The organism is Fibrobacter sp. UWB15 (assembly GCF_900177705.1).
Taxonomy (GTDB): domain Bacteria; phylum Fibrobacterota; class Fibrobacteria; order Fibrobacterales; family Fibrobacteraceae; genus Fibrobacter.
Genome location: NZ_FXBA01000002.1, coordinates 71,240 through 86,731, shown reverse-complemented (window position 1 = coordinate 86,731; position 15,492 = coordinate 71,240). Strand labels below are relative to the sequence as shown.

At 51.2% G+C, this 15,492-nt stretch carries 4 protein-coding genes; 3 read left to right on the top strand and 1 reads right to left on the bottom strand.

Going from position 1 to position 15,492, the window contains the following annotated elements:
• Positions 1-91: 91 nt before the first annotated feature.
• On the bottom strand, positions 92-1,729 hold the full coding sequence (locus B9Y58_RS05050; RefSeq protein WP_072812275.1) for a fumarate hydratase: 1,638 nt from the start codon (positions 1,727-1,729) through the stop codon (positions 92-94).
• 342 nt (positions 1,730-2,071) lie between these two features.
• Between B9Y58_RS05050 and B9Y58_RS05045 the strand changes: the two genes are divergently transcribed.
• The 3 genes from B9Y58_RS05045 to B9Y58_RS05035 all read left to right on the top strand — a co-directional run bounded on the left by B9Y58_RS05045 (position 2,072) and on the right by B9Y58_RS05035 (position 15,491).
• A complete protein-coding gene (locus B9Y58_RS05045; protein WP_073056875.1) occupies positions 2,072-2,788 on the top strand; it encodes a hypothetical protein in 717 nt (238 codons plus the stop codon).
• Positions 2,789-3,079: 291 nt separating this feature from the next.
• Positions 3,080-9,535: a glycoside hydrolase family 9 protein gene (locus B9Y58_RS05040; RefSeq protein ID WP_073056872.1), complete on the top strand. Its 6,456-nt coding sequence runs from the start codon at positions 3,080-3,082 to the stop codon at positions 9,533-9,535.
• A 73-nt stretch (positions 9,536-9,608) separates the two neighbouring features.
• Positions 9,609-15,491: a glycoside hydrolase family 9 protein gene (locus B9Y58_RS05035; protein WP_073056869.1), complete on the top strand. Its 5,883-nt coding sequence runs from the start codon at positions 9,609-9,611 to the stop codon at positions 15,489-15,491.
• The last annotated feature ends 1 nt before the right edge of the window (position 15,492 follow it).

The following is a 15,492-nucleotide window of genomic DNA, read 5'->3' as shown; positions in this document are numbered from 1 at the left end:
TTCAATGAAAAACCCCGCCGGTTGTTCCGACGGGAATTTTGATTGTGGCAGGCAGTTGCATCACTGCCTACTGTCTACTTCCTACTTCCTACTAAATCAGTCCTTCGAAGAAATTATTTCCCTTGTCATCGACCAAGATGAATGCAGGGAAGTCCTTGATGGTGATCTTGCGGATGGCTTCCATGCCGAGTTCCGGGAAGGCCACGATGTCGTTGCTGAGGATGTTCTGTTCAGCGAGGATGGCTGCCGGACCGCCGATAGAACCGAGGAAGAATCCGCCGTACTTCTTGCAGGCGTCGGTGACGTCCTGGCTGCGGTTGCCCTTCGCGACCATGATCATCGAAGCACCCTTGCTCTGGAAGCGCATCACGTACGGGTCCATGCGGTTGGCGGTCGTCGGGCCGAAGCTACCGGTGGGCATGCCTGCCGGAGTCTTGGCCGGACCGGCGTAGTAAATCGGGTGGTCAGACACGACCTTGAGCACGGTCTTTTCTTCGTCCGTAAGTTCTTCGCCGCGTTCCTGCTTGTCGAAGATTTCGGCAATCTTCGCGTGAGCCATGTCGCGGGCCACAATCATCGTACCCTTGAGGCTGAGGCGCGTCTTCACCGGATACTTGGTGAGGTCGGCGAGCACTTCCTTCATCGGGCGGTCAAGGTCGATTTCCACAGCCGGAGCGAGGTTCACGGCATTGCCTGCCGGAATGTAGTTTTCCGGATGGTGTTCCATCTTTTCGAGCCAGAGGCCGTTCTCGTCAATCTTTGCCTTGATGTTGCGGTCGGCAGAGCAGCTGACGCCGATAGAAACCGGGCAGCTTGCGGCGTGACGCGGAGCGCGGATCACGCGAACGTCGTGCACCAGGTACTTGCCGCCGAACTGGGCGCCAATGCCCGTCTTCTGGCAGATGTGCAGAACCTTTTCTTCCATTTCGAGGTCGCGGAAAATGCGGCCGCCTTCGGAACCCGTGGTCGGAATATCGTCGAGGTAGCCGCAGCTAGCGAGCTTCACCATGTGGGTGTTCATTTCGGCAGAGGTTCCGCCAATTACGATCGCGAGGTGGTACGGAGGGCAAGCCGCAGTACCCAAGGTCTTCACCTTTTCGGCGAGGAACTTTTCCAAGGACTTCGGGTTGAGGAGCGCCTTGGTCATGGGCCAGTAGTAAGTCTTGTTGGCAGAGCCGCCGCCCTTGGCGACGAACAAGAACTTCATCTCGGCGCCTTCTTCGGCGTGGATGTCGATCTGGGCAGGCAGGTTGCAACCGGTGTTCTTTTCTTCGTACATGGTCAAGGGTGCAATCTGGCTGTAGCGCAGGTTCTTCGTGGTGTAGGCGTTGTAGATACCTTCGGAAATCGCTTCGGCGTCGTCGAAGCCCGTCCAGACCTGCTGGCCCTTGTGGGCGACGCAGATGGCCGTACCCGTGTCCTGGCAGAACGGGAGAATGCCCTTGGCGGCGACGCAGGCGTTCTTGAGCATGGTGAGGGCCACGAACTTGTCGTTGTCCGAAGCTTCCGGATCCTGCAAAATCTTGGCGACCTTGGCCGTGTGGGCCGGACGCAGGCAGAATTCCACTTCTTCGAAAGCGGCTTGGGCGATCTTGGTGAGCGCCTCGGGGGCGACCTTCAGAATCTTTTTGCCTTCGAATTCGGCGACGGAAACGCCGTCTTTACCGAGGTTCACGTATTCGGTAGTATCTTCACCGTGCTGGACGGTAGCTTCGTATTTGAATGCCATAGTTAATTAGGGGTTAGGGTTAGAATCAAGGGTTAGTGTGTGGTGTGGAATGTGGGCGGCTTGCGCCGCAATGTGGGAAGTGGAATGACTAATTACACATCACACATTACACATTTCACATTGTTTTTTATGTGTGTAATTTAAAATTTCTAGCGGCTTTGGTCTAAAATTTTCGACTGAATGGAGCGGTTTAGCCCGCGGCGGTGTGAGGAATATCGCAAAATGCCGATGAATGGACGGAAAATAGCGACAATTTGTACTTTTTTTTATAAAAAAGTTGGCAGACAACTGAAATTTGTACTATTTTTTACATCGTTAAAAGTTTAAACTGAAGAGGAAACTATGAAGATCAAGACTCTCATGTTGGCAACTATGCTTGCCTCTGCTGTTGTTTTTGCAGCCCCGGCTGCCAAGGACGCTAAGGCCGCCGCACCGGCCGCCAAGCCTGCTGCCGCTGCTCCGGCTGCTGAAGCTGCCAAACCGGCCGAAGCTGCTGCACCTGCCGCAGCCCCCGCCGCTGCTCCGGCTGCCGCTCCTGCCAAGGCAGAAGCTGCCAAGCCCGCTGCCGAAGCTAAGCCGGCTGAAGCCCCGAAGGCTGAAGCAAAGCCTGCCGAAGCTGCTAAGGCTGAACCGGCCCCCGCCGCCGCACCGGCTGCCGCCGCTGCTCCGGCTGCTGCACCTGCCGCTGATACTGCTAAGGCTGCTGAAGCCGCTCCTGCTGCCGAAGCTGCCGCCGCTGCCCCGGCTGACTCTGCTGCCGCTCCGGCTGAAGCCGTAGCCGCCGCCGACACCGCCAAGGCCGATACCGCCAAGACCGAAGTGCTCGAAGCCAAGGCTGAAGAAGCTCCGGTTGACAGCGCCGCTCTCGCTAAGGCCGAAGAAGAAAAGAAGGCCGCTGAAGAAGCTGCCAAGGCCAAGGCCGAAGAACAGGCTGCTCTCGAAAACAGCTCTGCCGGTTCTGCCAAGTCCACCATCATGGAAAACCCGTGGGAATTCCTGATCGTGTCTGCCGCCTTCGTTGCCTCCGTGCTCGTGATTATCTTCACCGGCAAGGACTAATCTAGCGGTTTAAAATCCACAGATTTCAAAAGGTCGATGCCTACGGGTGTCGGCCTCTTTTTGTAAACTTTTCTGAACCTTGTTCTATATATTTCTTACTAAAATCTTTTATACGAAACAGCGTGTCCCAAATCATTGATTATTGCCGTTTTTGTGAGCAAAAAGGGAACATTTTCTGCTTTTGGGTGGTCCGTTTCGGGCTTTTTAAATCTATTTTTAAATTGTGTATTTGGGATTTATGGAACGGGTATCTGCAGTACCCGTGTTGGCTGTATTATAAAGGAGGCTTTTGTGCCCGTTAAAAAGAATCTGTTTGCCGCGCTTACTATAGCTGCGTTTGTTTCGTTTGCCTTTGCCGCCGAGCAAGAGCAGCCTACGCCCTACGACCTGATTCGCCCGGTCTACCCGCTTACGTGGGATACGACTGTCTTTGATCATTACGATACGACGGTGACCAAGAAGCACAATATGGTGCCCAGGAACCGCACTCCTGCCTCTTACGTACCGAACGCCTTGATTCCCGATACCTTGAACCAGGCTTATTTGGATGCGATTAACTACCGTATGTCGCCGATTCGTATTAACCAGGCCGGTTACTTGGAAAGTGACCCTGAAAAGCAGTTCTACTACGTGGGTACGGCGACGACGTTCGAAGTGGTCGATATTGACGGTAATTCCCTGAACCCGAAGGTGACAGGTTCTTTAGTCAGTAGCGGTTTCCAGACCTCTTCGGATTGGACTATCATTGCCGGTACTAATGCGGCTACGAATGACCAGAAGCGTTACCAGGTGGATATTACGGGACAGTCCGGTATTATTCAGGTGGGTCACATTCCTGGTAACGTTCCGACGGACACCCGTTTGCGCATCAAGGTCGGAAACGATATTTCGAGTACCTTCATTGTGAGTGACAAGGTGTATTCCATGGTGAAGGATGCTGCCCTCAAGTTCTACGGCATTAACCGTAGTGGTGATGGTGATTCCTGGTTCCACCCCGCAAGCCACATGAAAGATGGTGCTGGTGCTGTAGTTACGGGTGCTGCTGATGTACGCGACCAGTATAATGCCTCTCTTGCGGGAACTTTGCAAGGTGGTTACTATGACTGCGGTGACCACTTGAAGGAATCCCAGACTCAGATGTATGCCTTTATGGTTGCCGCCGTTCTTGCTGCTACCAATGCTGATGCCGACGAAGACCACTATGCCTTTAACCACGGTGAAACGGTGAATAAGGACGGTGTCCCGGATATGATGCGCGAAGCAAAGCATGGCGCTGATTATGTGTTGCGTGCCTATGTCCGTGCCAAGGGTGTGATTGACGATATGGCTCTTTCTGTGGGTAACTTCGGTTCTGACCACGGTTGGTGGGGCCGTCCTGAAAATAGCGACTTGCTTCCTGTTGATGGTTCTGCTGCAGCGACGGACCGTGGTGGTCCTATGTCTCGTACCGTGCGCCTTGGCGAAATCGGTGCAAATATCGGTGGTGAAACGGCGGCGGGCCTTGCCCTTGTGGGTAAGCTTTATTCCGATTATAAGGATCCTAAGTATGAGGCTTTTGCTGACAGCTGTTTGAAGGTTGCAAAGGAAATGTATGAATTTGCAAAATCGATGGCTCAGGGCAAGACCTATAAGAATAATACCGAAGCTGCCGGCTGGTCTTCTCCGGCCTACAACGGCAACAACGAATATTTCGATGATTTGGCACTCGCCTCTGTTGCCCTTTGGTATGCCACAGGTGATTCGAAGTATGGTGACGACGCTATCCGTTCCAAGACGCTTGGCACGACGGTTCCGCAGTCGTTCATGGAAAACTGCGTGGGTTGCTTCGACGGTGGTTGGTTCGTGACAGATAACAAGGGCTTCCTTAAGAATGTCAAGAATACCAGCTGGGCAAATGCCTACGCCTATGCGACCTATGCTCTTTATAAGTTGATTCTTGCTGACGAAAACAAGGCCATTAATGAATTTGGCTTGACAAAGGAAGAACGCCTCAACGCCATTGAAGACTGTATCATGAGCATGATCCACAACTTGAGTGACGTGAGTGCTGGTTCGGCGACAATCGTTTTGCCCCGCAAGGATCCTTCTAACTACATGGTCCAGGATATCGGCTGGAAGGGTAACGAAGTCAAGTATGACCCGATTTGGTTCTCGATGCAGACGGACCAGACCTGGATTTACAACCGTTATCAGGCCGGTAACATCTTTGAAGTTTTGGCATATGCCGACGTCGCCAAGGATATTGAAAAACAGAATTTGGCTCTCCCGAACTTGGGCACCCCCGACTGGAAATCCGATGAAATGCACCAGCTGGGTATTAATCAGTTGAACTACTTGTTGGGCGTGAACCCGTGGGATGTGTCCTACATTTTGGGCGTTGGCGACAAGAACGATGCTCACCCGCACCATCGTGCCGCTAACCCCGAAGGCAAGAATATGCCGGGTGCCGGTTACAAGTACCGCCCGCCTGTTGGCGCCCTTTATGGTGGCGTGACTCCGGGGGCTACAAACTCCATGGTTCCCGACAACAAGAGCTGGGAAGACTACCATAAGTCTGAAACCTGTATCGATGCCGCGGCAACTCTTGTGAGTTCTGGTATGCTTGCTGCCGCCAAGTTCGATCGCACGATTGCCCCGGGCGTGAGCGTGGAAATCCGTCACGTGAGCATGGACTCTGCCATTGTGGTGGTCAAACTTTCGACTCGTGGTACGGCAAGCCTTTACTACGGTACCGACGAAGCTTCGATGACCGAAACTGCCGTTCCGGACGACAATGCGGCCGGCGTGCAGCACGAAATTATCTTGCGTGGCTTGCAGCCCGGTACTGCCTACCATTTCTACGCCGTGGGCCAAAATGCCTATGTGCCGGAAAACCTGACCATCAAGTATATGGTGGATTCTACCAAGACTCCGTTCAGCTTTACCACTCTCAATACGGTGGAAAGCGCCCAGATTACGAATGTGACTGTCTGTAATATGTTTGGAGACAGTGCCGAAGTCATGTGGTATACTCCGAATGGCGAATACGAATCCAAGATTTATTGGGATACAGTCCCGCATGCTACCGCTTCTGAATACGCCTTTAATAGTGGGGCAGGCAATGCCGACGTGTCGGGCATTCCGACCAAGTTCCACTACGTAAAGATTGGCGGCCTTAAAGAAAAGACGACATACTACTACATGGTCGAAAGTAACGGTCAGTTCACCAATGTTGACGAAAAGACGGGAGAAATGCTCAAGTTTACGACTCCGGTGGGTTGGTACGACTTTAGTGTCCGTGCTTATCAGTATGACTTCGGTGGCACTGAATTCCTGAACCTGAACATCTATAACAACGAGGCGCGTCCATTCGATAGCTTGACGCTTCGAATGTACTTTACGGCACTCCCCGAAGAAGTTGAAAAATGCGCCACCTTGATTGACTCCGATATTTGCCAGGCCTACGATGAAGCTGGCTTCAACAAACCCTGCGAAAATGACCGCGAACTCCGCGACTTGATGCGTGCTGCATTGCCTGTGCGTTTGGATGACACTTACGATGCAACGACAGGAAAGTATTCCTATTACTTCCCGGTTCCTTTGGGATCGTCTATTATCAAGTCCCAGTCACGCTTGCGTGTTGACTTGACCTATTCTTCGGGTATTTCTAATGACAATTACCAGACTTGCGAAACACTTCGCCAGCCTGCAAAGAAGCACATGGACAAGACGACCGGTGACTGGTCCTGGGCTCCGCATAAGTTCCTGGACGATGGTGCCGATTACGATGGTATGCCGTATGAAGACAAGGACTATGGCGATATCGATGGTGAAATTCCTGTCAATCCTTATATTGTGGTTTATCGTAAAGATGAATTCATTTGGGGGTATAGCCCCTCGGCGCAGGAAATGTCGACCAAGCGTGCCCATTACAAGATGGATGTGAACTTTGATGCTCCGTTCAATGTGTCTAACAATTCTTACGTGCAGATTGACCAGACCAGCAGCACGGTGTACGTGAAGGGTTATGCCCAGATTTCTGAACAGGGCTACATTACCCGTATCTGGGCAAACGGTACCGAAATCAAGACGGTTATTGATCGAATTGGTGACGAAATCTTCTTGCTCGATTACGAAAATCACGAAATCATCGCTCATTACAACGTGACGAGTGGCAACGGCACCATTGACTCGACCGGCCTCTGGACGCTCAATATTCCGGTGAAGATGAAGATCGGTAGCAACAAGATTGACTTGACGCTTTTTGCCGGTGCAAACCCCGAATGTGAAGAATGTTCCGAAAACGGCGGTTGTGCTTTCGTTAACCGTACCTACTACGTGCAGTTCACTCGCGGCAACCTCACGGCCTCTAGCCTCACCATCAAGAATGAAGCTGGCAACCCGGTGGCATCTCCGGCCGACCCGTCTAACACCCGCTTCTATGTTTACCTGAACGACAAGGATAAGGCAGGAACTTCTGCCCCGATCGAAGTCCTGGTAATCAACGGCAAGAAGAACGATACCCTTAAGGTGAAGATGGTGGAAGACGCTTCTAACCCGGGTAGCTTCAAGAGTGCAAATGCCATTACGGCAACCTCCATTGCTCCGGAAGCAAGAAATAATTCCCAGATTTCGTTCTTCGCGGGTGACACGATCCAGGTGATTTACATTGACCCCGATGACGAAGAAGACGTTTCTAAGCAGAGCTTCTTTGCCGAATCCAAGTACCCCGAACCCACGAAGGTCTTGGCTCAGGATAGCGACTGCGACAACATTGCCGACAAGCTGGTGGTGACATTCAGCAATGCGCTGACAAGCGACTACAGCTTCGACAGCATTCGCGTGTACCTGTCCGGCATGGCCGATACGGTGACGCTCAAGGTCGACCCGGCCTCGGCTCTGGACCAGAGCGACGTGGTGGTGGATTTGCCTGCAACGCTCGGTATCGAAGAAAATGCCGCTCCTGCGGGCATGTCTACGGTGTACATGAAGGCTGAAGGCGCTACCAACGCAAGTCGCATGGCAATTTCCGATGGCATTCTGCCGCAGCTAATGAGCGTGACGATTCTTGAAAATCCGAATCGCGAATATCCGGAAGATACCGTGATGATCGCCTTTACCGAACCGGTGATTCTCAATTCCGCAAGCACTTGGCCGTTGGATATTGTCGGCGTCACCGGTGCCGCCATTAGCGTGGTGGGCAAGGCGACTACGACTAACGACGGCAAGAGCTGGATGTTTGCCATTACCGGCAACACCGATGGCGCTTTCGTTAAGGAAGGTGCTACGGTCATGGTGAAGGGCAACCAGGTGGCCGACAAGGCCTTGAACGTGCTTGACCCGACTCTGATTTGTAAGACGGTCAAGGTGGCGGAAACCCCGAGGCCGGTACCTGTTACTCTTGCCGAAATGCGTGACCACGAAGGCGACGGCTACCCCGACGAACTCTACATGAAGTTTGCCAAGAAGCTCCGCGACAAGGACATGCTCGACAGCTTTGTGGTGGAATGGGGCCTGAAGGGCGAAGTCCGCAGCATGTTGCCCGAATGGGAACATACGTTTGAATATGGTACCCACGAAGAAACCAAGATGGCTGCCGATTCGTCTCTTGCGACTGTGACGGTTGCCGATACGTTCTCGGTGATTACCATTAAGCTTGGCCCTGCAAATACGTTTGCCTACGGTTCGACCACCGGCTCTTACGACGGTTATGGCCGCGTGACGCCGCGCCTTGGTCCAGAAGGCGGCTTCTTTGACAAGTATTACCCTGTTGTGGACAAGTGCCCGCCGGTGATTTTGACCGCGGTGTGGCAGGGCTTCGATGTGGGCGACGATTCCTACGGTTCTCAGGACTACGTGACCCTTACGCTGTCTGAACCGCTCGATACCGTGCCTACCGGCGCCTATGTGGTGGAACGCAAGCGCGAAGCCAATGCAGGCGTGTTCTTTAGCCCCAAGCAGAACCCCAGTCTTTCGCTGACTTACATGACGCACTCCACTTCGGCAAAGCTTGGCTACAAGCACAAGTATAACGAAGCCATTTGGATTGCGGACTCCGTGCGCCTGATCTCTGATCCGGAAACGAGCTACTTCAAGGATCTGTTTGGCCAGTATGCAGGCTACGCTACTCCGTGGGTGCCTGTGACCGGTTCTGTGTCCAAGATCAAGTTCACCATTACGGCTGTGGATGGCGTGACCAAGTCCAGGAACGCGAACTCGGTTTACTATGGCGGCGTCCCGATGGATCCGAATGTGAACTTCCGCTTGACGACTTTGAACAAGAGCAACGAAACGGTTGTGGTGGCCGAAGGCAACAGCAAGCTGCACGACGTGCTGAGCTCCCCGATTCGTAACTACGTTCATGGCGGCCCGGTCTTTATGGTCGAAATCGCATTGCCCGATGTGTTGGACAAGACGGAACTCGGCGAAGCCAAGCGCGATTACGATGTCAATCTTGAAATGGATATCTTCAACAACATGGGCTCTTATGTGAACAGGGCGACATACTCCTTCAAGTCGTCGCAGCTCCAGGAATACATTTCGGCAAGCAGCACGCTGACCCTTTATCTGGAATGGTGTGCACCGGAAGATTATCCGAAGAGCGCCGACGGCAAGAAGATTGGTACTGGACCTTATATAGCGAAGTTCAATACCAAGGCCAAGAGCGAATACCTGCCACAGAAGGCTGACGAAGGTGACCGAACCGAAACGTTCAAGGATTCGGATACCTTCACCAGAACCTTCGGTTTCAGAAGGGCCAAGAATTAAAAAATTTCAGAGAATGTACCAGGGGGTGGTATATTCTCTTTTTTTATTTATTTGTGGGAGGAATAGTTAGACTATGAGAAATGTTCTGAAACTGATGGCGCTGCTCGCCTTGTTTGCCGTGGACTTTGCCATGGCAGATAGGCTCCCTGATATCGATCGCACGGACAAGGTACACGATCGCCGTTACCTGGATTCGATTAACGTCAATGCTCGTCGAGCGATTCGCGTGAACCAAGTGGGCTTTAGGCCGCAAGACCCGAAGTTTGCCTATGTAGCTGACCCTACGGATACCAAGTTCAAGGTGATTGATGCCAATAGTGGTGCCGAGGCGTTGAGTGGTACATTAAGCTTGATAGACGAAAATGTAATCAAGCCCAACATGTGGGTTTATGGTGGATATAATTCCATTAAAGTAATGTATCATATGGGCAATCGTGAAAACAGCAAGGAAACCGAAAAACTTTATCGTGCTGATTTTTCGAGCCTTTCTCCTAGCACGCCGGGACAATATTTTATTGTTGTCGGGAATGATACATCTGCCACCTTTGATATTAACCCCTATGTTTTTAATGCCATATTAGAAAATGCTCTGAAATTTTTTGGTATTCAGCGTTGTGGTAATACCAAGTCTCATTTTCATGCTCCGTGTCACTTGAAGGATGGTTCGGCTATTGGTCATGACTTGACGGGTGGTTGGCACGATTGTGGTGACCACTTTAAACCCTCCGAAACTCTAGGCTATGTCGCTTACGCTTTGATAACGACATACCTTGTGTATAAGGACAAGGCCGAAGACCGTTATGGTGAATCTTACGATGATACAGTGATTGTCGATGGTGTTCCTGATATTTTGTGGGAAGCCAAAATCGGTGCCGATTACATCTTTAAACTTTATAAGGCATCGAAAGCGGATGGCCTTATTGAAAAACATGATATGTGGCACACCGTAGGCAGTATATTAGATCATGATTTTTGGGATCAGCCGGAAAGACAAGATGCTCAGGCTTACGAACATGGTGGCCCCGACCGCGATGTCAGTGATACGGTAGGTTCGTATGCGGGTTCCTTTGCTGCCACATTGGCTTATTTCTCTGCGGCATGGAAGGTTTATGACCCTATATATGCGGATTCTCTGTTGGAAGCGGCCAAGGATATTTATAAGAATGTAGCATTATATCATTCTCCTCTTGGAACTGGTTATAAATCATCACATATCCCACAAGACCTTTATAAGGGGGGGGATAGTGAATTCAATATGAATGACGACCTTGCCGCTGGAGCTCTCGCCTTGTGGTATGCGACCAAGGATACCTCGTACCAGTTTGATTTGTACAAGGATTTGAAAATCCATGATAACAGGGTAAATTATGGAAACAATAATGAACCTGGCGATGCTGGTGCTTTCTTTAGAGGAGGTTTCTTGGGAGTCATTAGCGGTTTTTATCCTGGTGGCTGGATGACCGACTATGAAAACGTCCATACCTACGTGTTGTTTTCGTTCCTTAAGCTAATTCTTGCTAATAAGGATACAGCGTTAACATATAATGTGGGGGAACTGGAACGCGATACTCTTATACAGCGTGCAACAAACGCCTTGCGGCGCGCGACTGCTGACGGTACAAAGGGTAATAAGGTTATTTGGGACAATAGATGGGGGACGATTCACGCGGTTCCTCCGTACGATATTCTTTACCCTACAGCGTGGGGGCTTAATCGTTACAATATGGGAGCCGCCAACGCCGTCTTCATGCTTTCAGAAGTGCTTCCGGAAGGCCCTGAAAAACAGGCGTATTTTAACCTTGCACTCGAAAATATTTATTATACCTTGGGCGCGAACCCCTGGGATATCTCTTTCTTGATGGGTGCAGGCGACAAGAACCAAAACCACCCGCATAACCGAACTTCTAATCCAGATGGTTATGATGCAGGCGGAAAGCCTTACAAATACAGGTGCCCGCGAGGCGCCTTGATGGGGGGCTATTTCCCCGATATGACCTTGGAAGATTACTGGGAAGATTATACTAAAACGGAAACTTGTATTGACTTCTCGGCACAGCTTTTGATACCTGTTCAGCGTCTTGCTGAATTTTTGCCGCCCGATAACGATGGCCCCTTGTTTAGCAATGTTCAGGGAACCCCAATTACAGAAACTTCTGCAGTTGTAAGCTGGGATACCGATGAAATGGCGCTTGTGACGGTCTTCTACAATACGACTCCAGAAAAGATGGGTGCCAAGTCGGTGCAACAAGCCAAGGCGTCTAAGGGTGGTGAAGTTACCCTCGAAGGCTTGGAAATGGGGCAGACCTATTACTTCTTCTTGGAGGGCATGGATACTAAGCACAATATTTCCTCTGACGATAATCATGGCCAATGGTACCAGTTTACCATGACCGATGTGAAACCTAAAATTAGTGGCGTTACCATTTGCCAAGTAGATAATCGCAGCGCCAAGATTTACTGGTGGACCGATATCCGCTCTAATGGCGTGGTGAAATATGGAACATCGATGTCGGCATTGAGTGAATCCCAAACATCGACTGATGGTGCTGTGCTGTTCCATGAGGTAAATCTCACAAATCTCAAAGCGGGAACCACATATTACTTTACGGTGTCTTCGGGAATGTCTCCGCCAGAAGATAACGGCGGCGCGGGCTACAGCTTTACTACCGAAAGCGAAGCCTCGTATGTGGATCTTGTAATTACGATTAAGCCGAGCGCTTATCAGGATTCAGCTGAATGCACACTTGCGATGGGCTGGGAAAAATGTAGAGAGTTTATTGTTGAAATCGACAATAATGATACGCTTGAGTTTGAGGACTTTGAACTTCGCCTGTATTTGGACACGAATGTAGTTCCAGGAACACCTGTTAGCTACATAAGGCATGTTTTTGATGGAAAAGGCAAGGATATGCATCAGGAGGATTGGAACTCGCCGCTAGTTGTATTTGGACAACAAAAGGCCGATGCTAGCGGACAGTATTATTTGCCCATGACAATTAAAGAAAAACTTTATGTTTCAGGGCGAATCATTTTCCAGATTAGGTGGGACTATGGATTTTCCTTTGGCGACCTGAGCGGCAACGGCTGGTCTCTTAGACCGCATTTGGATGCAAGCGATCCAGAAATGTTCGAAGGAGTAGACCTGACGAAAGCTCCGTACTTTATTGGCTCTGAAACGGATCAACTTGAGGTGTTCCCGAACGGAGATACGCTCCCTGCTTTTGTGGAAAACCCTTACATTCCGGTTTATTACCATGGCAAGCATATATTTGGGTATAGTCCGGAAGACACTCCTGAAAGCGGCCCGCAGGTGCATCGTACGGTTTCGCTCAATTTCGAGGAACCCTTCAAGAGCCCGTACTACTCTGTAGAAAGGGAAGAGTACAAGACGACTTATAAGGGCTACAGTAAGGTGACTCCGACGGGTAATCTGGATGACCTTGAAATGAACGGCACAAAGCAGAACTTTAGCTACGATAACGGACTCCGTACCGATTCCTTTGTGTTCGGTAAAGACACGACGCTCGCCTATGGCAACAACTACATGGAATGGGTGAGCTGGCACAACCATGCGGCGGGCAAGTCCGATTATACGGGTGCCAACAAGTACGACTGCGCCTGTGCCGTGGTGCGTAGCAACGTAGAAATCGATACCGTTACCACTCCGCTCGAAAAGCGCATTCTCGTTTTCGACAAGAATGTTTACAGCACGTACCAGACGACGGATCCGGCAAATCCCAAGAGGGTCGCTGTCCGCGTGTTCTTGCTGGATACTTTGGCAGAACCCATGGATACGGTGAACCTCACTCTCGATTTGGGCGTCACTAGCGGCAACGTTCATTTCTGGAGTTCCATGACGGCGACAATTCCAATCACCAATATTCAGCTGGTGAACGGCGAGGCGACCTTCTACGTGAGTTCCGAAGAAGCGTTGACTACGACGTTGTTTGCAACGGGCCCTGTATCTAACCAGTTCGACTATATCATGGCGACTGCGAAGTTAGTCGTAGAAGCTCCGCCTCCTTGGCCGATTATCGATGTCGCCAAGATGATTGATACGGACTGCGACAATGTGCCCGACGCTATCAAGATTTCGCTTTCGAACGAGTACCAGGAAAATCAGTCGTTTAAGTCGGTAAGCTTCGTTTACGGTAACGACACCATTACCTCTACCGACGTGATTAGCCTTGTCGGCAGAGAACTTTTAGTAAAGGCGAACATCAAGGATACCGCCAAGAATACGGATCCCAGCGGCTCCATTACCCTGAATTCCAACGTGAACGGCTCGGTAGAAAGCCATACTGACTTCTATCAAGATGGCATGGCTCCGACGCTGTTGGCGGTGGCTGTCTTGGAACGCCTCGACACTGCAAAGAGCGACCGCGTGTACATGCAGTTCAGCGAACCGATTTCTAGCCCGGGTACTGACTGGCCGGTGCAGCTGTTTGCCGTGAACGGTACTTCGCCCGTGGATGCACCTGCAGTCAAGTTTACGCAGATTTATAACGAATCCATGAACTTGTGGGAATTCGAAGTTGGCTTTGACGCTAACGGCAACTCTGTTGTGACCGAAGGTATGTTCGCACAGTTGCTTGCGAACGGCGTCATTAAGGACAAAAACGGCAACGAGGTGGCTGCCGGATGTGGCCAGCCCAAGCTGCCGATTACGCTCAAGCTGATTCCAGTGCCTATGACTTATGCGTCTGTTTCAGACTTGAACGAAGATAGCTACGCCGAACACATTTACATTGAATACGCCCGCGCCATCGACCAGAAGCATTACCCCGATAGCATTTCGATTGTCTTTGGCCTCACGGCTCCTGAAACGCTTTGGGTGGCGGGCACAGTGCCGACTTACGCTGCCGACGGCATGACGGCGGTAATCGATTTGGCTAAACCCTTCAGCTACGGTATTACTGGCGGCACCTACGAAGGCTCGCTGAAGGGCCGCAGCGTGGAAGGCGCTGGCTTTGTGTCGCAGCACTTGGGCTCCGGCGCCTCTTACGAAATGAATTCGGTGCTCGGCGAAGACTTGGTGGGCCCGGTGATTGTGGCGGCCTCCATTGATGCGTCCAAGTCCGACAAGTTCGATATGCTGGATATTGACTTGAGTGAACCGGTAAGTGTTGCGGATTCTTCGCTGGTGTATTACCGCGAAAAGATTTCTGACCATGACACGGCGGTATTCAAGCATTCAGTGCAGACATTGTCTATTGCATCTAACAAGATGAGCATGGTTGCTGTTTACGAAGAGGGTAATCCGCTGGCCGTAAGCGAAGGCGACTTCGTGCGCTTGCAGCCCAAGGTAATGAGTGCCCTGCGCGATGCCTTGGGCAACATGCCTGCTACAGATGCTCCGTGGATTCCGATTACCAGCAGCGGCAATCCGAAGGTCAAGTTCAAGGTGACCATGCTGCAGAATGTGTCCAACTCGGGCGGTGTCTTGCGCTCCCAGGTGCCCTTCAAGGACAACATGCGCCTGTATGTGCAGAACCCCAATTCGCACAAGCTGGACATGATTAGCAAGGGCCAGGTGGTGGCAAACGGTATCGACACGACAAGCATTCAGGGCGCTATCTGGAAAATCGAAATGTCGGTACCCCGCGGCTCCGTGGGTGGCGAGCCCGCCGCTTGGGACAGCTTGCGCGTCAAGGTCGACATGCCCATCTATTCGAATCTGGGCAGCTACGTGAACCGAGTGTCGAACAAGTACAGTGTAGCCTCTGCCGATTACCTTTCTTCGTCGGGTAAGGTCATTTTCTACGTAGAATGGGCAAATACCGATGTCGGAATCCAGTCCGAACAGGGTAAGGCTGTTGCCACGGGCGCCTATATTTATAAATTGCAATTGGAAACGCTGTTCGTTCCCAATGAACGGGTTCAGGCTGCCGACAAGTTCAGCGGCAAGGACTCCTACGAGAAAACGTCCACATTTGGTATAAGACGGGTAAAATAAA

Excerpts from the sequence above, each read along its gene's own strand:
- B9Y58_RS05045 (WP_073056875.1), top strand. The coding sequence starts at position 2,072 with ATGAAGATCAAGACTCTCATGTTGGCAACTATGCTTGCCTCTGCTGTT.
- B9Y58_RS05050 (WP_072812275.1), bottom strand. The coding sequence starts at position 1,729 with ATGGCATTCAAATACGAAGCTACCGTCCAGCACGGTGAAGATACTACC.
- B9Y58_RS05035 (WP_073056869.1), top strand. The coding sequence starts at position 9,609 with ATGAGAAATGTTCTGAAACTGATGGCGCTGCTCGCCTTGTTTGCCGTG.